The 23,684-nt window shown below is 63.0% G+C and carries 17 protein-coding genes; 7 read left to right on the top strand and 10 right to left on the bottom strand.

The features are described from left to right. Window positions 1-64: 64 nt before the first annotated feature. Window positions 65-3,961 (bottom strand): ATP-binding protein, encoded by a 3,897-nt coding sequence (locus tag MC381_RS13365; protein WP_251978244.1) that lies wholly within the window; start codon window positions 3,959-3,961, stop codon window positions 65-67. Between the two features lie 76 nt (window positions 3,962-4,037). Continuing rightward, complete coding sequence (locus MC381_RS13370; RefSeq protein WP_251978245.1) at window positions 4,038-4,688, bottom strand: MiaE family protein; 651 nt, start codon at window positions 4,686-4,688, stop codon at window positions 4,038-4,040. 421 nt (window positions 4,689-5,109) lie between these two features. On the opposite strand from MC381_RS13370, the gene acnB reads away from it, so the two are divergent. The 3 genes from acnB (at window position 5,110) to MC381_RS13385 (ending at window position 10,675) form a co-directional block, all read left to right on the top strand. Beyond that, window positions 5,110-7,713 carry a bifunctional aconitate hydratase 2/2-methylisocitrate dehydratase gene (gene acnB / locus MC381_RS13375; protein WP_251978485.1) on the top strand — a complete coding sequence of 868 codons (2,604 nt, stop codon included), beginning with the start codon at window positions 5,110-5,112 and terminating at the stop codon, window positions 7,711-7,713. 343 nt (window positions 7,714-8,056) lie between these two features. Continuing rightward, window positions 8,057-8,650: an outer membrane beta-barrel protein gene (locus MC381_RS13380; RefSeq protein WP_251978246.1), complete on the top strand. Its 594-nt coding sequence runs from the start codon at window positions 8,057-8,059 to the stop codon at window positions 8,648-8,650. Window positions 8,651-8,860: 210 nt separating this feature from the next. Beyond that, window positions 8,861-10,675 (top strand): glycerophosphodiester phosphodiesterase, encoded by a 1,815-nt coding sequence (locus MC381_RS13385; protein ID WP_251978247.1) that lies wholly within the window; start codon window positions 8,861-8,863, stop codon window positions 10,673-10,675. 141 nt (window positions 10,676-10,816) lie between these two features. Here the strand turns inward: MC381_RS13385 and ppsA are convergent, their stop codons facing one another. Then, window positions 10,817-13,204 carry a phosphoenolpyruvate synthase gene (ppsA, locus tag MC381_RS13390; RefSeq protein ID WP_251978248.1) on the bottom strand — a complete coding sequence of 796 codons (2,388 nt, stop codon included), beginning with the start codon at window positions 13,202-13,204 and terminating at the stop codon, window positions 10,817-10,819. Window positions 13,205-13,443: 239 nt separating this feature from the next. On the opposite strand from ppsA, the gene ppsR reads away from it, so the two are divergent. Further along, a complete protein-coding gene (gene ppsR, locus MC381_RS13395) occupies window positions 13,444-14,277 on the top strand; it encodes a posphoenolpyruvate synthetase regulatory kinase/phosphorylase PpsR (RefSeq protein WP_251978249.1) in 834 nt (277 codons plus the stop codon). Window positions 14,278-14,380: 103 nt separating this feature from the next. On the opposite strand, the gene MC381_RS13400 is transcribed toward ppsR, so the two are convergent. The 3 genes from MC381_RS13400 to MC381_RS13410 form a co-directional block, all read right to left on the bottom strand. Continuing rightward, the gene (locus MC381_RS13400) at window positions 14,381-14,953 is read right to left on the bottom strand and encodes a hypoxanthine-guanine phosphoribosyltransferase (protein WP_251978250.1); all 573 of its coding nucleotides are present in this window, start codon (window positions 14,951-14,953) and stop codon (window positions 14,381-14,383) included. 84 nt (window positions 14,954-15,037) lie between these two features. Then, window positions 15,038-16,054: a beta-N-acetylhexosaminidase gene (gene nagZ / locus MC381_RS13405; RefSeq protein ID WP_251978251.1), complete on the bottom strand. Its 1,017-nt coding sequence runs from the start codon at window positions 16,052-16,054 to the stop codon at window positions 15,038-15,040. 78 nt (window positions 16,055-16,132) lie between these two features. Further along, window positions 16,133-16,801, bottom strand: a complete 669-nt coding sequence (locus MC381_RS13410; protein WP_251978252.1) for a TetR/AcrR family transcriptional regulator — start codon at window positions 16,799-16,801, stop codon at window positions 16,133-16,135. Between the two features lie 241 nt (window positions 16,802-17,042). Between MC381_RS13410 and lexA the strand changes: the two genes are divergently transcribed. Beyond that, window positions 17,043-17,687: a transcriptional repressor LexA gene (gene lexA / locus MC381_RS13415; protein WP_251978253.1), complete on the top strand. Its 645-nt coding sequence runs from the start codon at window positions 17,043-17,045 to the stop codon at window positions 17,685-17,687. Window positions 17,688-17,697: 10 nt separating this feature from the next. Further along, the gene (gene dinB / locus MC381_RS13420; protein ID WP_251978254.1) at window positions 17,698-18,765 is read left to right on the top strand and encodes a DNA polymerase IV; all 1,068 of its coding nucleotides are present in this window, start codon (window positions 17,698-17,700) and stop codon (window positions 18,763-18,765) included. A 17-nt stretch (window positions 18,766-18,782) separates the two neighbouring features. Here dinB and purU read toward each other — a convergent pair whose 3' ends face one another. After that, window positions 18,783-19,631: a formyltetrahydrofolate deformylase gene (gene purU, locus MC381_RS13425; RefSeq protein ID WP_251978255.1), complete on the bottom strand. Its 849-nt coding sequence runs from the start codon at window positions 19,629-19,631 to the stop codon at window positions 18,783-18,785. 301 nt (window positions 19,632-19,932) lie between these two features. Here purU and MC381_RS13430 point away from each other — a divergent pair, with 301 nt between their 5' ends. Continuing rightward, the gene (locus tag MC381_RS13430) at window positions 19,933-21,540 is read left to right on the top strand and encodes a ribonuclease J (RefSeq protein ID WP_251978256.1); all 1,608 of its coding nucleotides are present in this window, start codon (window positions 19,933-19,935) and stop codon (window positions 21,538-21,540) included. 229 nt (window positions 21,541-21,769) lie between these two features. On the opposite strand, the gene MC381_RS13435 is transcribed toward MC381_RS13430, so the two are convergent. From MC381_RS13435 to moaE, 3 genes are all read right to left on the bottom strand, one after another. Next, window positions 21,770-22,060, bottom strand: a complete 291-nt coding sequence (locus tag MC381_RS13435; RefSeq protein WP_251978257.1) for an H-NS family histone-like protein — start codon at window positions 22,058-22,060, stop codon at window positions 21,770-21,772. A gap of 163 nt (window positions 22,061-22,223) precedes the next feature. Beyond that, a complete protein-coding gene (gene moaA, locus MC381_RS13440) occupies window positions 22,224-23,213 on the bottom strand; it encodes a GTP 3',8-cyclase MoaA (protein ID WP_251978258.1) in 990 nt (329 codons plus the stop codon). Next, on the bottom strand, window positions 23,214-23,672 hold the full coding sequence (gene moaE, locus MC381_RS13445) for a molybdopterin synthase catalytic subunit MoaE (RefSeq protein WP_374708176.1): 459 nt from the start codon (window positions 23,670-23,672) through the stop codon (window positions 23,214-23,216). Between the last annotated feature and the right edge of the window lie 12 nt (window positions 23,673-23,684).

Raw genomic sequence — 23,684 nt, forward strand, 5'->3', positions numbered from 1 at the left:
GGGCACTCTCGAGCGGCTTGCCCGACTGCGCCGTCGACTCGCCTGGCGAATGGCGACGCCTCGGTCAGACCTGAAAATCCAGCGCGGATGATCGGGTCGAGACGTTATCCAGCAGCGTGCGCCAGCGCGTCAGAATCGGCGCGTCAGAGAGCGCCACCTCGCCCAGTCGGTAACGCAGCGCGTGCTGCTTCTCGACACTGTCCGATGCCACGAGCTGGAGCCAGGCCTCGAGCCCCTTCAGTTCGACATGCGGACTGCCCATGTCCCGTGACCAGACGATAGCCTCTTCGATCAATCCGGCCACCTCGTGCAACGCCTCTCCCAGTCGGTGGCGGGCCCGCGCCAACTGTAGGCATAGCTGCGGCATCATCAGCGAACGATGCTGACGCGCTTCTGTCAGGCACGGTTCCAGGTAAGCCACCGCCCGCTCGGCATCGTTGAGCGCCAGGCAGGCATCGCCGTACCAGAGGAAAGGTCGCTGCACGGCATGCTTGCCGGTCAATTCACTCAGCTGCGCCACGCTGGCGTCCAGGCATCTCATGCCTTCACGCTCCCCCGCCAGCGCCTGCCCCCATCCCAGTACGCAGCTGGCTTCGAGGTGCCAGCGCCGAAGATCGGGCGTGCGCGTCAGCTCATGAGCTCGCCGCCCGTGCTCGACGGCCAGATGCACATGGCCGAGCTGGCGATAAAGCGACGCAGCAAAGACCAGAGCCATCGCCAGCGAGCCTGGATGCCGCGTGCGCTCGGCCAACCGAATGACCGCCTCCATCTGCTGCTCGGCGGGGTGATAGTTGCCGCGCAAGCAGAGCACCCAGGCCTGATAACAGGCGGCAGCCACCTGCGGATGCTCCGAATACGGCAACCACTCCAACGCCATCGGTAAGTTCAGCGGGTCGATCTGCTCGAGATGCTCATAGGCCCGAACGACCTTCCCGCTCCAATACTCGCCCTTCGCGCGAGCATAGAGCGCCAGTCGCTGATAGCGCGGATCGCCGATACGCTCGGCGAGTTCGCGTAACTGCCCGACGAGCCCCTCCGCCACCTGATTGGCATGGCGCTGGCTAGCCCCTACCCACAACCCCCACGTCACCAGAAAAGCCTGATCGTCGGCATCTTCCTCGAGGTGACTCGACTGCCACAACGACTGCGCCTCGAGAAAACTCTCGTGGGCCATCGGCGAGCCATGACCCTCCAGCGCATAGCAGGCCTGCCCCTTGACCGTCAGCAGACTGATCCGGCGCTCGGCCGCCGCCGAGCCCGAGCCAAGGCAGGCGAGCCCCGATTCCGCCATCCGCCGTGCCGTCAGGTTGGCACTGACCTTCAAGGCATTGCGGGCTGCCATCTCGAAATAGCGCGCGGCGCGCGCGGCATCGCCGCTACGCTGCAGGTGTTCGGCAAATTCGCCTGGGTGACGACTGATCCACGCCGGATGGCGGTGTTCGATCAACGCGATGACACGCCGGTGAAGCAGCGTGCGCACATCGATCGGACACGACAGGTAGGCCGCTTCCTGCAACAGGGGATGGGTAAACTGCAGATCATGAGGAGGGGCTTCGCAGGGCTCGATGATCTCCAGGCGTCGCATTTGTGACAGCGCAGCTTTGAGTGTCGACTCATCACCGTCCAGGCAGTCGGCCAGCATCGAGGTCTCGAACTGTCGACCCAACACGGCCGCCATATGAGCGACTCGGCGATCCCCCTGGAGCTGATCGATGCGGCTGGCAAGGAGTCCAAGCAGTCCGCTCGGCAAGCTGTCGACATCCAGACGACGCCCCTCGCGCCGATCGATCTCGAGTCGTCGACAGATCTCCTGCAGATAGAGCGGTACGCCCTCACAGCGCTCGATCAACTGTTCACGCAGCCGCGGTCGTAGCACCAACCGGTGACGACGTGCCAAATAGTCGAGCATCTCCGAAGACTGCGACGGCGCCAATCGTCCGAGCACGACTTGCTGGTCCCAGGCGAGACGCACCGGAGGCCATTGGAGATTCTGGTGCGATGCCAGGAGCAAAAAGGCGGTATGGATCGGGAGTCGGGCCTGCAGGTTGTGCAGAACCTTGAGCGAGGGTTCATCGAGCCACTGCAGATCGTCGACAATCATGACGAGCGGCCGGTTCGACGCCGTCAGCTCCAGAATCAGCGCCTGCACGAGTCGAGTCACCAGCTCGACGGCCTCGTCCGCATCCTCGCGCGCCAGCGACTCGGGGCCGAAGACATCGATCAGCAGACGTCGCCGCTCGGGATCGATGCCGGCCAGCGACGGCGTACGCGCGATCAGCGCTCCCAGCGATGCCTCATCCAGCGCGGCGCGAAGACTCCAGCGCAGCAGCGCCTGAATCAGGCCATAGGAAGTCTGGCTGGAAAGGCGCGTGGTCGGCCGCCAGAAGATCGCCACCTCTTCGCCTTGCAGCAGCTGCTCGCGAAAGTGGACCAGCAGCGCCGACTTGCCGATGCCCGTATCGCCCAGCACGAGAAGACTCTGCCGCAGCCCCAGCGACACGCGGGCCAAGGCGTCACGCAAGCGGCGCAGCTCGCCTTCCCGCCCGGTCAGGCTCGGCGGAAGCGTCGTCCGACCTCCCCCGTCGCCGCCCAGCACCAGCGCCCGTTGCCGGACACGCCCATCGCTGCTGATCAACCTGGCGGCAAGACGAGACTGCAGGTCGAACGTCGGCGGCAGATGCTGGCTGGCGTTCAGCGAAATCACCAGCTCGCCGGCCTGCGCCGACGCCATCATGGCTAATGCGACTTGCGTCACGTCGCCGAACGGGTCGATCGACTGCCGCTCGGGTAGCCAGATGACCCGGCCGCTATCGAGACCGGCGGAGAGCGAGAAACGCGGCGCGGCCCCGTCTCCCTCCCAGACCCGGGCCAGTTCGCGCGGCAAGCCCTGACGACAGTGTTCGAACAGCGCGACCAGTTCCGCCAACTGATGAGTGGGCCCATGGGTGCCGAAACAGGCCAGGCCGACACCGCTGCCAACCGACGCCTGCCAAAATCCGCCCAGATGTCGACACTGGGTCTCCAGCCACTGGAAAAGGCGGTCCTGCGCCTTGAGACAGGCCAGCGCCTGTCCCAGATCATTGCCCGTCTTCGACGGTACGAGCGCGATCGCCATGACCGCGACCTGGCGGTAGTCGATGTCGTCGACATGGTAATCATCGGTGCTGAGATCGCCGCGTCGCGGACCATCCAGACCAATGCTGGCCCGCCAGGCGACCTCGTCGGCAGCCGATGGCGCGTCGGACCAGAACCCCGCCAGCTGCAGAAAGCCAGGGTCCGGCTGCTGCCCGGCCAGCGCCAGTTGCTGTAGAAAGGCATTGAACTGCTCGCGTGCCGCGGCGATCTGGCCCTGCTCCGCCAGCTGGCGCACCAAGCGTTCGTGAAACGGCCCATAGCCTGCGAAGCGATGGATCAACTGGCGCAACAATGACTCCGGCAACACCGGGGTTGCCGCCAGCACGCGCTCGGCGTAGTCAATGAGCGCCTGACGCCATTCGCCACGCGTGCGGACCAGCCACTGCTGGAAGCCGACGCACTGACCGAGATGCAACTCGGCCACCAGATCCCCGGCATAGTAGCCGAGCAGACAGTCGAGCGTCTCCCTGTCGGCGGGGCGCTCGAGCAGCGACTCTACCTCCCGCAGATCCCATGAAACGTCGGCCGGCAGGGAGAAGGCGATCGTCTGCCGCGTTACCGTCAGCGACATATCAGCGATCTCGCCGAGCCCCTGGCGCAGGCAATGCAGCGCGTGACGGAGGTTGGTGCGCCCCGACTTGACGCCCTGATCCGGCCACAGCATTTCCGCCAGCACCGCACGATTGGCGGGCACGTCCTGGAGCATCAGATAAACCAGTAGCGCCTTGACCTTGTCGTAGCTGAACTGGGTAAGCACCTGGCCATCGCGCCGACAGGCAAAATGGCCAAAGAGCGAGATTGTTGTTGTAGCTCTGTCCTGAGTCATGTTGTTTCACTATGTCGATCGATAACGGATTCGCTCGACCGCGGGAAGCCCCTCGCCGGGCTTCCGCTTCACGCCGTCAGTTCATGACATCCGCCGCCGGCACGCCGCTGTGAAAACGGAACACTGCATCATCGCTTTCGATCAGCTGGCGCTCCCGCTCGGCAAAGCGCGCCACTCGTGCCGCAACCGCCTCGCGGCCCGCGTAGGTTTCCGCCAGCGTCAGATAGTCCTCGAAATGGCGACCTTCCGAGCGCACCAGGCCTCGGTAGAAGCGCGCCAACGACTCGTCGAGATGCGGGATCAGGCGGGCAAAACGCTCGCAGGAACGCGCCTCGATGAACGCGCCCACAATAAGAATATCGATCAGCCGCTGCGGCTCTTCCCGCGCTACGTGTTCCCGCAGTCCCTCGGCGTAGCGCGAGGCCTGCAGGTGGGAGTAGTCGATACCGCGCTCCTGCATCAGTCCGACCACCTGCTCAAAATGCAGCAGCTCTTCTCGCGCCAGCTGCGACATCTTGCTCAGCAGCTCCGGGCGATCGACATAGCGGAACATCAGACTCATCGCCGTGGAGGCGGCCTTCTTTTCACACTGTGCATGATCGATCAGCAGCAGCGCCGGATTGGCCAGTGCCGCCTCGACCCAGCGGTCCGGCGTCGCACAAGGCAAGAAATCGAGAAGCGGCTGGGGAAGTAGCGTATCGGTAGCGGTATCGTTGTGAGCGGGCATGCGATCGGCAGTCGTTGGCGAGACATCGGGCCGCCGTAAGCTGGCGGCAGCGTGAGTGACGCCACCTTCGTTGAATCAGAGTGGACGTCGTCGAGCGAGGCTCCATGGTAGCGCCTGCCTCGACAGACTTCGACACTCTTTTCAGCCTGGCTTCACTGCTAGCCAGCACCGCATTTGGCGCAGCCACAACGCGCGATTCGCTTCAGCCACGCCCGCGCGACAAACCTCTTCAGCCCCCGTCCGCGACCGAACGTGAACACCGCCCCGGCCCCGGAAGTGGCGCCGCGGGCGGCTTCTTAACATTGTCGACAGTTTCACGTAGACTTCGCTGCGCCCACCGCTGCCGACCGGTCCCGCCCGAAAGTCTTCTCGGGCGCGTGTCGCCAATCGCGGGCTCTGACACTAGATGAGGGTCTCCACCGTGCTTGAAGCTTACCGTCAACATGTCGAGGAGCGCGCCGCCGAAGGCGTGCCACCGAAACCGCTGAACGCCGAAATGACCGCCCAGCTGGTCGAGCTGCTGAAGCAGCCTCCGGTCGGCGAGGAAGCGTTTCTCCTCGAACTGATCACCGATCGCGTGCCGCCGGGTGTCGACGAAGCCGCCTACGTCAAGGCCGGCTTCCTGACCGCTATCGCCAAGGGCGACGCCAGCTCGCCGCTGATCGACCGAATTCACGCGGTCAAGCTTCTGGGCACGATGCAGGGCGGCTACAACATCGCCACGCTGGTCGAGCTGCTCGATGACAGCGACCTCGCCGAGGAAGCCGGCGAACAGCTCAAGCATACCCTGCTGATGTTCGACGCTTTCCATGACGTCGCCGAACGCGCCAAGGCAGGCAATAGCGTCGCCCAAAGCGTGCTCGAGTCCTGGGCAGAGGCCGAATGGTTCCTGGCCAAGCCCGCGCTGGCCGAGAAGATCAGCATCGCGGTCTTCAAGGTCCCGGGCGAGACCAATACCGATGACCTCTCCCCGGCACCCGATGCCTGGTCACGGCCCGACATTCCGCTGCATGCCAACGCCATGCTCAAGAACCCGCGCGACGGCATCGAACCGGAAGCCCCGGGCAGCAAAGGGCCGCTCGCCCAGATCGACGCAGTCAAGGCCAAGGGCTTTCCGGTCGCTTATGTCGGTGACGTGGTCGGCACGGGGTCATCGCGCAAATCAGCGACCAACTCGGTCCTCTGGTTCTTCGGCGACGACATTCCCCACGTGCCGAACAAGCGCGCCGGCGGTTTCGTTTTCGGCGGAAAGATCGCGCCAATCTTCTTCAATACCATGGAAGACGCCGGCGCCCTGCCGATCGAGATGGATGTCGAAAAACTCGACATGGGCGACGTGATCGACGTCTATCCCTATGAAGGCAAGGTGACGCGCCACGATAGCGACGAAGTCATCTCGACCTTCGAACTGAAGACCCAGGTCGTCCTCGACGAAGTGCGCGCCGGTGGCCGTATTCCGCTGATCATTGGCCGCGGCCTGACCGAAAAGGCGCGCAACGAGCTCGGCCTCCCGGCATCCGATATCTTCCGCAAGCCGGAGCAGCCCGTCGACACCGGCAAGGGCTTCACGCTGGCGCAGAAGATGGTGGGTAAGGCCTGCGGCATGGACGGGGTCCGTCCCGGCATGTACTGCGAGCCGAAGATGACCACCGTGGGGTCCCAGGACACCACCGGCCCGATGACGCGCGATGAACTGAAGGATCTCGCCTGCCTCGGCTTCCAGGCCGACCTGGTGATGCAGTCCTTCTGCCATACCGCTGCCTACCCGAAGCCGGTCGACGTCGAGACTCACCATACGCTGCCGGATTTCATCATGAACCGCGGCGGTGTCTCGCTGCGCCCGGGCGACGGCATCATCCACTCCTGGCTCAACCGCATGCTGCTCCCGGATACCGTGGGCACCGGCGGTGACTCGCACACGCGCTTCCCGATGGGCATTTCGTTCCCCGCAGGCTCGGGGCTCGTCGCCTTCGCCGCCGCCACCGGCGTCATGCCGCTGGACATGCCGGAGTCGGTACTGGTGCGCTTCAAGGGCGAACGCCAGCCGGGCATCACGCTGCGCGACCTGGTCCACGCGATCCCCTACTACGCCATCCAGCAGGGCCACCTGACCGTCGCCAAGTCCGGCAAGAAAAACCTCTTCTCCGGCCGCATTCTCGAGATCGAGGGGCTTGAAGACCTGACGGCCGAGCAGGCGTTCGAGCTCTCGGACGCGTCCGCCGAGCGAAGCGCCGCAGGCTGTACCATCACTCTGGGTGAGGACCGTGTCACCGAGTACCTGAACTCGAACGTCACCCTGCTCAAGTGGATGATCAGCAACGGCTATGGAGATCGCCGCACGCTGGAGCGTCGCATCGAAGCCATGGAAGCCTGGCTTGCCGATCCGAGCCTGATGCGGGCCGATGCCGATGCCGAGTATGCCGCGGTGATCGAAATCGACCTCGCGGAAGTCGATCAGCCGGTACTCTGCGCCCCGAACGACCCCGACGACGCCCGCCTGCTGTCGGAAGTCGCTGGCGAGAAGATCGACGAAGTCTTCATCGGCTCTTGCATGACCAACATCGGCCACTTCCGCGCCGCCGGCAAGCTGCTCGAGAAACAACCGCCGGGCAGCCTGAAGACCCGCTTGTGGCTTGCGCCGCCGACCAAGATGGATCAACATCAGCTGACCGAGGAAGGCTACTACGGTATCTACGGCAAGGCGGGTGCACGCATGGAGATGCCGGGCTGCTCGCTGTGCATGGGTAACCAGGCGCGTGTGGCGCCGAAATCGACGGTCGTTTCCACGTCGACTCGTAACTTCCCCAACCGGTTGGGTGACGGCGCCGATGTCTACCTGGCATCGGCAGAGCTCGCGGCGATCGCCGCCGTCGAGGGCCGTCTACCGACCGTCGAGGAATACAAAGCGACCATGGGCGAGTTCAATGCGATGGCGGGCGAGATCTACCGCTACATGAACTTCCATGAGATCGAGGACTTCCAGAAAGCCGCGGCGACGGTCATCCCGGTCGCACAGGAAGCCTGACACGACTCTTCCGATGCTCGCGCGTTAAGAAGAGGTCACCGAAACGCCCCGCCATCGCGGGGCGTTTTTTTGCCCCATGAGAGGCCTTGATCGTCGACGTGACGGGCGAGCAGCGGCGAGTCACGACGCCGCCGTCGGTCGCGGTCCGTCGTAAAAGCCGGACATCGAAGCGCGCCGCTCGGTAGACGCGGACTTGCGGCCATCGCGAACGAAATTTAGAGTCTCTGCAAGCGCTCGAACGCTGTTCGCGTTCTTGGCTTGCCATCAACCGCCGCTAACAACACTGCCGGGCGCGCGCCTTGCCCGCCGGCGCACTGCCTGCTGGCCCCTTCAAGGAGATGTCATGAAACTTGCCCCCTGGCTGGCCCTGCCCGCCACCCTGACCCCGCTACTGTTCGCAGCACCCGCCGCCCAGGCTTTCGATCCCGAGGGGCTCTATCTGGGCATCGGTGGCGGCTACGCTAAGGTCCAGAACAGCGATAGCGACGTCGGCGACTTCGCCGGCGCCGGTAACGCCAACTACCACGTCGACGATGACGATAGCGTCATCAAGGCATTCGTCGGCTATGAGTACAACCCTTACTTCGCCACCGAAGCCTTCTATGCCGACCTGGGCGAGCCCAACCTGATCCAGGGCGGCAATGTCGTGGATCTGGAGAGCCGAGCCTACGGCTTGAGCCTGGTGGGCAAGCTGCCGCTTGCCGCCGGCTTCGAGCTGTTTGCCAAGGCCGGGCTCGCAAAGTGGGACGTCGACGCCAAGGGCAATCTGGGTCAGGGCACCGATCTCGACGACAACGATGGCATCGATCCGGTCTATGGCGCCGGCGTCCAGTTCGGTTATGACCACCTCCTGGTGCGCACCGAATACGAACGCTATGACTTCGACAGCGACTACCAGATGGATACCGTCACCGCCTCGGTCGGCTGGCAGTTCTGATCGCCTCTGCGACTCCCCGGGGGAAGGCCTTGACCGGCCTTTCCTCGGATCGGCATGCCCCCCCCATCGCGCCGTCTCGGCAACAAGCGCTGATTTCGACTTGCGCAACCGACCTGACAGCGACAACACTGGAGACTCAAGACGTTATCGGCGACCGGGAAGGTCGTCGCCGCCCCATCCGATCCAGGAAGGAACGAGTCGCCCCGCTCCATGCTCACCCCGAGATCTCTGCTTCACGACATCAGTCGCCAGATTCGCGCCCATCTACGGTCGTTGATCGCCTTCCATCTTTTTTTCACGCTGCTTGCCACCGCCGTCTGGGTGCCGCTATCGGCGGGTACGCTATCCGGCCTGCTTCAACGCATCGGGCGCCCCGTTCTCAGCAACGGACAGATTCTCGATGTTGCGCTGTCGCCCTGGGGCCTGCTCTGGCTGCTGGTGGCGATCGGTTTGAGCTTTCTGGTGATCTTTTTGCAGCAGGCTGGAATGATGCTGGTCGTTTCCAGCCGCGCAGGCAGTCGTTACCGCGTCGCCATGGGCGCACTATGGCATGTCATCCGACGCTTCCCGGCACTGGCAACATTGACGTTTCTTCAGGTCGGCAGCCATCTGCTGCTGGCGGCGCCCTTTGCCGTCGGCCTCGCCCATCTCTACAGCTTCATGCTCGGCGACGTCGAACCGTATATTCTGCTGCGCTTGAAGCCGCCCGAGCTATGGGAATTCCTGGCGATGGCGCTGCCGCTGACAGCCCTGCTCGCCTGGTTGAGCGCCGCGCTCTACTTCCGCTGGTTTCTGGCATTGCCCGCCATGATGCTGGACGGTCTGCGCCCGATCAGCGCTCTGCGGCAAAGCCGGGCGTTGACCCAGGGGCAGCGCTTTCGCATGGCACCGCTGGTCGTGGGAACCGCTGTGCTGGTCGCTGCCATTCCGATCGTCTTCACGCTGCTCTTCAGCACCCTCGGTGGGCCCCTTCTCTGGCATTTGCCGGAACGCAATGCCGTGCTGATACCGGCCATGCTGCTCTATCTGGCGGTCTACATCCTGATGACGATCGCGCTCACCTTCCTGGGGATCTCCGCCAACAGCCTGCTCGTCACCACGCTCTACCACCGGGCCACTGACCGGGCGCCGGTCTTCCGTCCGGCAGCCGCACCCCAACGCTCGGGCGTCATCGCCTGGGGCGTGGAGATTCTCGTGCTGGCCTTTGCCATCGGCCAGGCCGGCTGGATTCTCAACGGTTTCGAGATCAACGATCAGGTGACCGTCACCGCGCACCGTGGCAGCTCCGAGAAAGCCCCCGAAAACACTCTGGCCGCCATGAACCAGGCGATCGAGGATGGCGCGGATTACATGGAGCTGGACGTCCGACTGAACGCCGACGGCCACGTGATCGTCTCCCATGACAACAACCTGCGCCGCCTGACCGGTGTCGACCGCAACGTCAGCGACATGACGCTCGAGGAGATAGCGCAGGTCGATGTCGGCTCCTACTTCGGCGACCGCTTCATCGGTGAACGCATGCCAACACTGCGACAGATCATCGAGCGTGCCGAGGGGCGAATCGATCTGTATGTGGAACTCAAGCCGGCACCGGGCGACGCCGCTCCCCTGGCACGCAAGGTCGTGGCGCTCCTGCAGGAGAACGCGATGATGGATCATGCCGTGATCGCCTCGCTATCGCCGGAGGTGATCGGCATCGTCCGAAAGCTCGATCCATCGTTGCGCACGACGCTCTTCCTGCAGTTTGTACTGCCGGGCGCCTTGAATCGGACCGATGCCGATATCATTGGTCTGCGCCACACCCAAGCGACACCAGATCTGCTACGGCGAATTCACGACAGCGGCCGGGAGGTCGCGGTCTGGACGGTCAACCGAGTCGGCGACATGTCGCGCTATATCGACATGGGCGTCGACAACATCATCACCGACCGCCCCGACGCGCTCACGGCGATGCTCGAGGAGCGCCGTGCCATGTCGGATGGTGAACTCCTACTGGTGAAACTGCGCAATTGGCTGCGCACCTAGCGCACGCTGACGCCGGAGGGGCCGGCCAGGAAACCAGCGGGCAGGCAAACCGTTGGGGGGTACGGCCAGCATGATGACGCCGACACGACGAGGCCGGCGCACAAGCGCCGGCCTCGGGATGGCACCGCGTCGACAATCCGTTCAGCCGAGCGTTTCCCCCGCCAGCATCAGCCAGGTCTCGATCACCGCATCCGGGTTCAAGGACACCGAATCGATGCCCTGATCCATCAACCACTTGGCCAGTTCCGGATGATCCGACGGTCCCTGTCCGCAGATACCGACATACTTGCCCTGCGCCTTGCAGGCCTGGATAGCCATCGACAGCAGCTTCTTGACCGCGGGATCGCGCTCGTCAAAGAGATGGGCAATGATCCCGGAGTCGCGATCCAATCCCAGCGTCAACTGCGTCAAGTCGTTGGAACCGATCGAGAAGCCGTCGAAATGCGCCAGGAACTCGTCCGCCAGCAGCGCATTGGCCGGCAGCTCGCACATCATGATGATTTTCAAGGGCTGGCCACCGGCAGACGCGGCACCCCGCTCCAGCCCCTTGGCAGCCAGCAGATCCACGACCGCCTTGCCCTCGGCCGGCGTGCGTACGAACGGCACCATGATTTCGACATTGTCGAAGCCCATCTCGTCACGGACGCGCTTGAGCGCATCGCACTCGAGTTCGAAACAGGCGCGAAAATCATCGGAGATATAGCGCGAGGCGCCACGGAACCCGAGCATCGGATTCTCCTCGCCCGGCTCATAGAGCTTGCCGCCGATCAGGTTCTCGTACTCGTTGGACTTGAAGTCGGAAAGCCGAACGATGACCCGCTTGGGATAGAACGCCGCTGCGAGCGTGGAGATGCCCTCGACCAGTCGATCGACATAGAAGCTGACCGGATCGTCATAGCCGGCCGTCCGCAAGTCGATGGTCTGCTTGAGATCCGGCGACAGCTTGTCGTAATCCATCAGCGCCCGCGGATGCACGCCGATCATGCGATTGATGATGAACTCGAGTCGGGCCAGACCCACCCCGGCATTGGGCAAGCCGGAAAAGGCGAAGGCGCGATCCGGATTGCCGACATTCATCATGATCTTGAACGGAAGCTCCGGCATGCTGTCGACGCTGGTCGCCTTGCAGTCGAACTCAAGCCGCCCCTTGTAGACATGCCCGGCATCGCCCTCGGCGCAGGAGACAGTGACCTCCAGATCATCCTCGAGCAGTTCGGTCGCGTCGCCGCAGCCGACGACCGCTGGAATCCCCAGCTCACGGGCAATGATCGCCGCGTGGCAGGTGCGGCCACCGCGGTTGGTGACAATGGCCGAAGCACGCTTCATGATCGGCTCCCAGTCAGGATCGGTCATGTCGGTCACCAGCACGTCGCCGGACTGTACCTTGTGCATCTCGTCCGGCGAGTCGACCAACTTGACTTTGCCCTGACCGATACGCTGACCAATGGCGCGACCGCTGACCAGCACGCGGCTCTTCTCCTTGAGGGTGAAGCGCTCCAGCGTGCCGCCGTCCTGGTTCGATACCACGGTTTCCGGGCGCGCCTGGACGATATACAGCTTGCCGTCGTCGCCATCGCGAGCCCACTCGATATCCATCGGCCGACCATAGTGGTTCTCGATCGTGACAGCCTGTCGAGCCAGCTCCATGACGTCTTCATCGCTGACGCAGAAACGCTGGCGGTCGGCGAGCGGCACGTCTACCGTGGCCACGGAACGCCCGGCGGCGGCATCGTCGGTATATACCATCTTGATGCGCTTGGAGCCCAGCGTGCGACGCAGTACCGCCGGGCGACCGGCGGCCAACGTCGGCTTGTGGACGTAGAATTCGTCTGGATTGACCGCGCCTTGCACGACCGTCTCCCCCAGCCCCCAGGCACCGGTGACAAAGACGGCATCGCGATAACCCGACTCCGTGTCCAGCGTGAACATCACCCCGCTGGCGGCGGTCTCCGAGCGCACCATCTTTTGCACGCCGGCGGACAGCGCCACGTGTTCGTGCGGGTACCCCCGATGCACGCGATAGGAGATGGCTCGGTCATTGAACAGTGACGCGAAGACTTCGTGAACCGCGCGCTTCACGTTGTCGAAGCCGTCAATATTGAGGAACGTCTCCTGCTGGCCGGCGAAGGAGGCATCCGGCAGGTCCTCGGCGGTCGCCGAGGAACGCACCGCGACCTTGAGCGCCGGATGCTGGCTCTGCAGTGTCTTGTAGGCGTCTGCCAGCGCCGCTTCGAAGGCCGGCGGCAGCGGCGTGGCGATGATCCAGCCGCGGATTTTCTCTCCGACCCGAGCCAGCATCTCGGTATCGTCGACGTCGAGTTCGGCCAAGGCCACATTGATGCGATCGTTGAGCCCCTCGTGCGTCAGAAACTCGCGATATGCGTGGGCCGTCGTGGCAAATCCCCCGGGCACGGTCACTCCCGCATCGGCCAGACTGGAGATCATCTCTCCCAGCGAGGCGTTCTTGCCCCCGACGCGCTCGACGTCGGCCATTCCCAATTGCTCGAAGCTGATGATGAACGGTTCCAAGGCCATCTCCTGATCGTGTCGGCGGAACATGAGGCGCGTTCAAGGCACGTCAATGGAGCCAGAAGCTATCAGGCACCCTCAGGGTTAGCCAGAAGTTTAAGGGCGTATATCGTGGAGTATTTCTACAAGAAATCGTGGATTTCACACGATCTTGTAGTTCATGGAAAAAATTACCAACGAGTTGCTAGCACTGGATTTTTCAGTCGACAATGAGGCGCCTTCACCGAGGAATGAATGCCATGACCCGCACCGCCTTCTTCATTTCCGATGGAACCGGAATCACCGCCGAGACCCTTGGCAGAAGCCTGCTCTCGCAGTTCGAGAATACCGAGCTCACGCTGATCACCAAGCCTTATATCGACACGCTCGACAAGGCACGGTCTCTGGTTTCCATCATCGAGTCGACGGCGGAAAGGGACGGCATTCGCCCCATCGTCATCGATACCATCGTCGATCAGACGATCCGCGCCATCGTGGCGGAGGCACCGGCCTTCAAGGTCGATATCTTCTCGACCTTTCTGGCGCCGCTCGAGGAGGAGCTCGAGACGCATTCGACCTACACCGTCGGCCGCACCCATGCCATTGGGCGCGACGACGTCTACATGCATCGTATCGAGGCGGTCAATTTTGCACTCGATAACGACGACGGCGCGCGCATCCATCAGTATGAAGAGGCGGATATCATCCTGATCGGGGTGTCGCGCTGCGGCAAGACGCCGACGTCGCTCTATCTGGCCCTGCAGTTCGGCATTCGTGCGGCCAACTATCCGCTGACGGAAGACGATCTCGACGAGAATGGCACGCTGACGCTGCCAGCGGCGCTTTCGCGCCACCGCCACAAGCTTTTCGGGCTGACCATCGATGCTCGCCGGCTCTCGGCGATTCGTACCGAGCGCCGTCCCAACAGTCGCTACTGCTCGCTGGATCAGTGCATGCAGGAGATCGAGCAGGCGGAAGCGCTCTACCGCCGCCACAACATCTCCTACATCGATACCACGCGCTTCTCGATCGAGGAGATCTCGACACGGATGATGAACGAAACCGGCTTGCAGAGACGTTTCAGCCCGCGTTAAGCGGGCTGAAAAGAGGATCAAAGGGCGGAGCGTCGGATACTTGGACAGGCGGCGCTAGCCCGCGGTACCAGGGACGGCACAAGCGACACCCGCGCACTACCGCTCACAGCCCCTTCGGCGCGAAGATCCCCGGCGCGTTACGCCAGTAGCCCTTGTAGTCCATGCCGAAGCCAAAGACGTAGCGGTCGACGACTTCCAGCCCACAGTAGGTCGCCTTCAAATCGGGAGAGGCCTTGCGCTCGTGCTGCTTGTCGACCAGGACGGCGGTCGACAGGCTGGCGGCGCCGGCCTGCCGGCAGTGCTCCAGGATTGCCGCCAGCGTGGCCCCCTCGTCGAGGATATCGTCGACGATGACCACATGACGTCCGGCCATCGGGATCTCCGGCGAGACTCGCCAGAACAGCTCGCCGCCGCGCAGCCCACCGCGATAGCGCGTGGCGTGGAGATAATCGACCTCCAGCGGAAAGCCCAGACGCGTCAATAGGTGCCCGGTGGTGATCAAGCCGCCATTCATGACGCAGTAGAAGACCGGCAGCTTGTCGCCCAGATCCCGGGTGATCTCTTCGGCCATGCGGTCCAGCGCGTGCTCGACCGACGATTGGTCGATCAGGCAGTCGGCGGTATCCATGACCTCTTGCATCGAGCGCAGCGCCTCGATCGGTGAATCTTGAGTCATCGGCTTTTGTATCGTCTTCGAAAATAAGAACGGAGAAAGCATGGCGAGCGCCGCCATGCCATCGAACCAGGGATCTCGTGACGCTCAAACCTCGTCGTTGAGCGCCTCGAGTTTCACGTGGGTACGCCGCCAGCGGGAGATCGCCGCCAACGCCTCGAGCGTCGGCCGCGCGCGGGCATAGCGCAGTTTTCCGGCTCGCGTGGACTGGCGCCCTTCACTAGCTGCCACCACCTCGCGGGCATCGGCCGGCGCGTTGCAGATGACCGCGACATCGCAGCCGGCGTTCCAGGCTGCTTCGGCGCGTGCCGACGGCGTACCCGCCGCATGCGCCGCGGCCATGGTCAGATCGTCGGAAAAAATCGTGCCACGAAAGCCGAGCGTTTCGCGCAGCATGCCAAGCCAGCTCGGCGAGAAACCCGCGGGGCGCTCGTCGAAAGCCGGATAGACGACGTGGGCCGGCATGATCCCATCCAGCTTGCCAGCGAGACGCGAGAACGGCACCAGGTCGCGCTCCCTCAGCTCGGCCAGCGATCGCGGGTCCTCGGCGACCTGAAAGTGCGAATCCTGACGCGCCCCCCCATGACCGGGGAAATGCTTGCCAACCGCTACCATCCCGGCGTCGTGCAGACCATCAATGAATGCCCCAGCCAGCGCGGAGACCACCTCGGGATCGGGAGAGAAGCTTCGCGACCCGATGGCCGGCGAGCGGTCATCGTCGAGATCCAGTACCGGGGCGAAGCTAAGATCGAACCCGCAGGCGGCCATCTCCATGCCGAGCAGCCAACCCGTATCCTGAGCCAGGCCGAGCGCCGCTTCCGGCGACTCGGCGAACTGCCGACCCAGCATCGCCATCGGGGGGATTCGCGTCACCCCTTCACAGAGCCGCTGCACACGACCACCTTCCTGGTCGATGGCAATCAGCACATCAGGGCGGCTCTCGCGAATCTGGCGCGTCAGCGCCTGTGTCGTGGCCGCGTCGGGTGTGTTGCGGGCAAACAGGATCACGCCACCGACTTCCGGTCGGGCGATCAGCCGCCGCTCCTCGTCTCGCAGCTGAGTGCCTTCGACATCCAGCATTACCGGACCGAGAGGTTGAGTCATAACCTGTACCTGAAACCGTGAAGCGCTCGATTCTAGACGACACGCCCGCGTCATGACAGTGCCGGCAACCGTGCCCGCTCAGACCGCCGGTCGCGCTGCCTCCGTAGGCAATTCAGGCAGTGGAGCCTGCATCCCGGCGGCGACTACAGGGCGTAGGCGGCGGATCAGGTCACGCACCGATGTGTGCTCGTGATACTCGTTATCGGCGATATCACGCAGCGCGTCGAGCCCGGATAGTGTGAAGACGACCGTCCCGAGCATGAAGTGCAACCGCCAGAAGCGCTCGACATCCGGCAGATCGGGTGTTGCCAGGCGCACACAGTCGACAAAACGCTGAAAGGTCTCACCGTAGTGCACTTGAATATAGCGACGCATATGGCCCTGCGCCTGAGTGTAGGCCAGCCCCAACAGCTTCATGAAAACTTTGAGACTGTTACGCTCCGCCGGTACCTCCAGCACGCTGCTGGCGAGCTGCTCGAGCAACACCTCGAGTGGAATGGGCGTCGGGCTGTAGCGTGACTCCAGTTCATCCAGCGCTCGATTGAGCCGCTCGGAAAACGGATCGAGATAGCGCGCAAAAACGGCCTGAATCAACGCCTTTTTCGAACCGAAATGATAGTTGACCGCCGCGAGATTGACCTTGGCTCGCGTCGTGATGTTACGCAGCGATGTCTCGGCGAACCCTTTCTCGGCAAACAGCACCTCTGCCGTGTCGAGTATGCGCTTGACGGTATCGGATTGCGCCATGAAAGACCTCGAATGGAAAACGGCTGTTTAAAACGCCAGCCAATTCTAAGCGGCAGCGGGAAGATGACACAATCTAGACGAATTGACTGGGCGCCCGTGCCAAACCAGAGTCCGGGCGGTCGAGAGAAGACGACAACCCGCCACACCCCGGCGTGAATCGACACTTTCCCCGGAGACAATGACTGGATACAATCCCAGGCTGTATACATGAACACGCCTATTATCAGGCTCGGAGAGACCGATGGCGCGACCGCTGACCGCTCGGCAACAGACCGTCTACGACTTCATCGTCAAGACGATGACCGAACTTGGCTACCCGCCGACACGCGCCGAGATCGCCCGTGCGCTGGGCTTCCGCTCTCCCAACGCGGCGGAGGAACATCTTCGCGCGCTGGATCGTAAAGGCGTGATACGCATGATTCCCGGGACGTCGCGTGGGATCCGCCTGCCTGGTGGCAGCCCGGAGGGAGAACCGGCCGCGGTGGACTCCGGTCTGCCCATCGTCGGCAGCGTCGCTGCCGGCAGCCCGATACTCGCTGCTGAACATATCGACCGCTACTGCCCGCTGCCGGCGGACTATTTCTCGCCTCGGGCGGACTACCTGCTGCGCGTGCGCGGTCTATCGATGAAGGACGTCGGGATACTCGACGGCGACCTGCTCGCGGTCCACCGTACCCAGCAGGTCCGCGACGGACAGATCGTGGTCGCGCGGCTTGAGGACGACGTCACGGTGAAACGCTTCCAGCGCGACGGCAACCACGTCACGCTGCTGGCCGAGAACCCCGACTTCGCCCCGATCGAGATCGACCTGGCGCATCAGCATCTGGAGATCGAGGGGCTGGGCGTCGGTGTCATCCGCGGCGACAATGGTTCCGGGCTGGGCTGATCGGCACGCCGTGCGCAAGATTCTCCACGCCGATTGCGACTGCTTCTATGCGGCGGTCGAAATGCGTGACGACCCGTCGCTCAAGGACGTACCGCTGGCGATCGGCGGCCGCCCCGAGCGGCGGGGCGTGGTCGCCACCTGCAACTACCCCGCCCGGCAATTCGGCATCCATTCCGCCATGCCCATGGCTCGTGCCCTTCGACTCTGCCCGCATCTCAAGGTTCTGTCGCCCGATTTCCCCAAGTACCGCCAGGTCTCCCAGCAGATCCAGGCGATCTTTCACCAACTGACCCCGCTGGTCGAGCCGCTGTCGCTCGACGAGGCCTATCTCGATGTTAGCGAGGTCTCGCGATTCCAGGGCAGCGCCACTTGGATGGCGCAGTGGCTCAAGCAGGAAATAGCCGCCCACACCGGCATCGTCGTCTCGGTGGGCGTCGCGCCCAACAAGTTTCTGGCCAAGATCGCCAGCGACTGGGACAAGCCGGATGGGCTCTACGTCATTGCGCCGGCGGAAACCGAGTCGTTCATCACCGATCTGCCAGTCGCCAAACTCCACGGCGTCGGCCCCGCGACGGCGACCAAGCTCAGCGCTCTTGGCATCGAGACCTGTGCCGACCTGCGCCAGCAGCCGTTGGATAAGCTCTTCGACCAGTTCGGCAAGTTTGGCCGGCGCCTCCACGAACTGGCGCACGGTATCGACGAGCGGCCGGTCAACGTGACGCGAGAGCGCAAGTCGATCAGCGTCGAGAATACCTACGAACGCGATCTGCCCAACCTGGCCGCCTGCCAGCAGGCGCTCGGCGAGCTGATCGAGAAACTCGATGATCGCATCACGCGCCATGGCCACCCGGGCATCGCCAAGCAGTTCGTGAAAGTCCGCTTCGACGACTTTACCAGCACGACGCAGGAAACCGGCGCCCGCGGGGTCGTCCATGCGCGTTTCCAGGCCCTGATGGAGAGCGCCTGGCAGCGCGGCGGACGCCCCGTGCGACTGCTCGGCGTCGGCGTGCGACTACTGTCGGCCGACGAACAGCGCCAGTTGACGCTGTTCGAGGCATGGCCCGAATCAGGCGACTGAACGCCCCGCCGACAACGTTACGAAAAGACGACCGTCTTGTTGCCGTGGATCAGCACACGGTCCTGCAGGTGCCAGCGCAGGCCCCGGGCCAACACCGCTTTCTCCACGTCGCGGCCGAGACGTACGAGATCTCTCGGCGCATGACAGTGGGACACGCGCTGAATGTCCTGCTCGATGATCGGCCCTGCATCGAGCTCCTCGGTCACATAGTGACAGGTCGCACCGATCAATTTCACGCCACGCTCGAACGCCTGATGATACGGTTTGGCCCCAGCGAACGACGGTAGAAAGCTGTGATGAATGTTGATTACCCGCCCGCTAAAGCGCTGGCAGAGCGCCGGCGGTAGGATCTGCATGTAACGCGCCAACACCACGCTATCCGCCTCGGCGTGCTCGATCAGACGCTCCACTTCGGCAAACGCGGGCGCCTTGTCGGTGGGATCGACCGGCACGTGATGGAAATCGATGCCATACCAGGCCACCAACTCACGCAGATCCTCATGGTTGGAGATAACGCAGGGGATATCGCAGTCGAGCTCTCCCGCCGACCAGCGATAGAGCAGGTCGACCAGGCAGTGGGACTCTCGCGACACCATGATCACCACCCGCTGACGCCGCTCGGACTGACTCAGACGCCAGTTCATCGAGAACTCTTCGGCAATCGGCGCGAAGGCGTCGCGGAAGGCATCCGCGCTCAGCTCGTTCGACTGAATGTCGTAACGCATGAAAAAGCGTCCGGCATCCAGATCCGAGTGTTGATTCGCCTCGATGATCGAGCCGTTCTGGCCGGCAATAAAACTGGAAACGCGAGAAACGATGCCCACACGATCAGGGCAGGAGACGATGAGACGATAATGGTAAGGCATAACTCTCGAGCACTCAGGGTGCCATCGTGGCGGGCACAGTCATAACAGCGTCTAGACGCAGACACCGCGTGATCGGCCAACGATAGCGAAATGGATCAACAAGGCGAGCATTGTACCCCAAAGGCACAGCGAGACTAACGGCGCGCGATTCGCTGGTTTGAGCCTGCCGAGAGGCATGACTTATAGTGAGTCCAGATTTCCCCATCCAAGGATGCCGATGTTTCCTCCGCGCGCGCAGATACGCCCTCGCACCTACCCTCCCCTGCAGTTTCACCCACTGGGCGGCTGCGGGGAGATCGGCATGAATCTCTCGCTCTACGGCTATGACGATCACTGGATTGCCGTCGACTGCGGCATGATGATTCGACAGGATCTGCCAGACCAGCCGCTGCAGATTCCCGACGTCGAGCACCTTGCAGCCCACGGCATGATACCGGACGCCGTTTTCATCACCCACGGCCACGAGGACCATATCGGTGCGCTCGCCTGGATCTGGCCGCGCTGGCAATGCCCGGTCTATGCCACGCCTCTGGTCGTGGAAATGCTGCGCGCCAAGTTCCTCGAACAGGGGCTCAGGACCGACGCCTTGAAGACTGTCCGCCCGGGTGCCGATGTGGCGTGCGGCCCCTTCCGGGTCACCTTTCTTCCCGTGACCCACTCGATTCCGGAAAGCTGCGCCCTGTCGATTGTCACCCCGGGCGCCCGCGTTCTGCACACGGGGGACTGGAAAATCGATGCCAACCCTCTGACCGGCGAACCAATGCAACCCGCGCTCTTTCAGTCGTTGGCACCAGTGGACCTGGTCGTTGCCGACTCGACGAATGCCGACGTCGAGGGACATTCCCGAAGCGAGGCCGAAGCCTCGGCAGCCCTGGAGGCCGTGATCCGCGAGTGCAGCGGACGTGTGGTAGTCAGCTGCTTCGCCAGCAATATCGCGCGCATCCGCGCCCTTGGCAGTATCGCCGAGCGCAGTGGACGTCGCGTCGCCCTGCTGGGGCGCTCGATGGAGCGCATGGCCGCCATCGCGGCACGACTGGGCTATCTGGACGACTTCCCGGCACGCGTTCCCACCCATGATCTGGGCTATCTGCCGCCAGAGGAAGTCCTGATCATCGCCACCGGCAGCCAGGGAGAGCCTCGCTCGGCCCTGTCGCGGATGGCGCAAGGACGTCATGCGGCGATCGACCTGCAACCGGGCGATGACATCATTTTCTCCGCGCGCGCCATTCCGGGTAACGAGCGTCCGATCGAACGCCTCAAGGCCGGGTTCAAACGACTCGACGTGCGCGTACACGATGAGCACAGCGACCCCGCTCTGCACGCTTCCGGTCATCCCGCGCGCGAGGAGCTGCGCCTGCTCTACACCTGGCTCAAGCCAAAGATGCTGCTGCCGGTCCATGGGGAACTCGCGCACCAGGAAGCGCATCGGGCGCTGGCAACGTCACTGGGCATCGCCGTCCCGGTTCTGGCACGCAACGGCAACGTCGTGACGCTCAGGCACGATACCCTCGACGTGACCGACCAGCACCATCCCCGACCGCAACTGATCGCCTCTCGTGATCGCCCGCCGGCTAACGGCGACACTCGCCGTTCGGCGGCCAGCCATCAGCGTTCGCTCTCGATTGCCGTGACAGTGCTGCCGATGGAAGCCGGCTGGACGCGAATTGGTCGCCTGCTGTGGGATTGCGACAGCGCGCTGCCGCTGGACGAAGAGGCGCTCGCCGACTGGCTGGACACTCGCATCGACCGCATCCCGGCGGACACGGTGCTGCAGCTCCGGCAACAGCTATTTCGCCCGCTGCAGGATTGGCTGAGCGAGCGACTGCCTGACTTGCCGGAACTGCATCTGCAATTGATGCCGGCGGACCCGCAACCCGAATACGAAGTCCGCTCCACGTCTTCCCCTTGAAAACGACTGGCGGGGTTTCAACTCGCTGGATAGCCCCAAAAAGCAAAGGCGCACGTGACAATTCACGTGCGCCTTTCTTGAAACGGCTGCTAATCCGACGCAACAGCTCGCTTGAAACCGAGTGCATGGACACGGCAATCGCCGTACTGCTATCGGTGCGTGTCGCACCGCACTCCAGATCTCGCGAAAGCGTAGAGTCTTACCGAAACGTGAGGCCTTGCCAAAAGCGTCAGGCTTTATTGGCATTCTTCGGCGGACGACCACGGCGTTTCCGTGGCTGCTCGCCGACCAGATCATCCATGGAGAGCCCGGCGCTATTCATCGCTTCGCGAATCTCGGCGAGCTTCTTCTGCTTATCCGCTTCATCCTGCTGCCGCTGGTGGTCTTCCTGCTGTTTCTGCTCGATCACTTCGCCGATGACCTCAGACAGTTTGTGAAGCTGTTCCATGCTGAGTTGTCGTGCGGCGGCACGGGCGACATTCTTATTGCGAGCGATGCGCTCCAATGAATCGGTGGACATCGTCCTCTCCTTGCTAGGTACTCATAACGGCGTGACACCGCATGTTTTGCTGAAAGTATATGCTCGCAGCTTTTTTTGGCAAGGAATTAAATTGAAAAAGGCACGCCCGGAAGACGTGCCTTTTCTCTATTCACGGTATGCAAAGCCGTTGCAAAACGTCGGCTCAACCGCCGGTCATATTCATGAAGCGGACCACCTGAACATCACCATCCGTCGTGAAATGGTGACGCTCGGGCTTCAGATCCATGGCAGCGATAATCTGCGCCTTCAAAGGTTCCAGCTCACCGGGATAACGGCGCAGCGTTTCGCGCAGATCGACCGAATGCTCGTTACCAAGACAGAGAAGCAGGCGCCCTTCGACCGTGACCCGGACGCGATTGCAGGTACTGCAGAAGTTATGGCTGTGCGGCGAGATGAAGCCGACCCGACTGTCGCTGTCCGACATGCGAAAATAGCGCGAGGGACCCAGCGTGGATTCCGGCGACGGCATCAGGGGAAACCGCGATTCGATCGCCGCTTGCACATCGTCGCTCGAGTAAAAGGTTTCCCCCCGAGAGTGGTCGGAAACATCGCCCAGCGGCATCTCCTCGATAAAACTAATGTCGACGCGCTCACGACGCGCAAACTCAACGAGATCGACGATTTCGTCCTCGTTACGCCCCTTGAGGATCACTGCGTTCAGTTTGATACGCTCGAAGCCGGCATCCTGCGCGGCATGGATACCGTCGATCACCTTATCCAGGTCACCGGTACGGGTGAGGCGACGAAAGCGATCCCGATCAAGCGAATCGAGACTGATATTCAGACGCGACATGCCACCCTGGTAAAGGCTGTCGGCATGCTTGCGCAAGCCGGCGCCATTGGTGGTCATGGCAAAATCCTTGAGCCCGGGCAGCTGGCCGATATCATTGACCAGCTTGCCGATCCCTTGGCGCACCAGCGGTTCACCGCCGGTCAAACGAATTTTCTCGACCCCGAGCTCGGTAAAAGCCCGGGCAATTTGATGTAACTCTTCCAGCGTGAGCACCTGGGCTCGCGGCAGAAAGGTCATATCCTCGCTCATGCAATAGACGCAGCGAAAATCGCAGCGATCTGTCACCGAAATTCGCACATAGCGAACCTGTCGCGAGAATTTATCGATCAACGCATTCATTCATGACTCCCATCGGCTGGCATCCAGGCGATCGCTCTGCCGCTCGGACACCCAGTAATCGCCGCTCGATGTGTGCTCCTTTTTCCAGAAAGGCGCCCGTGTCTTGAGAATGTCCATCACGAAATCGCACGCTTCGAATGCCGCACGGCGATGGGCACTTCCCACCACGACCAATACGATCGGGTCGCCCGGTTGCAGCTCGCCGACACGATGGACGACGGTGACGGCGTCCAGGCCCCAGCGCTGGCATGCCTCCTCGGCAATATCAGTCAACGCACGCTCGGTCATGCCCGGAAAGTGCTCGAGTGTCAGCGCCCGGACGTCGGGGCGCTCATTGAAGTCACGCACCAGCCCGGTAAAGCTGACCACGGCACCGATATCCGTTCTCCCCGACAGCAACCGCTGCTGCTCGTGGCCGACATCGAAACCGGCCTGCTGCACGCGAACGTCGATCATCATGTCGCGCCCCCC

The sequence above is a fragment of the Salinicola avicenniae genome, from assembly GCF_023736115.1.
In the GTDB taxonomy this organism is placed as follows: domain Bacteria; phylum Pseudomonadota; class Gammaproteobacteria; order Pseudomonadales; family Halomonadaceae; genus Salinicola; species Salinicola avicenniae.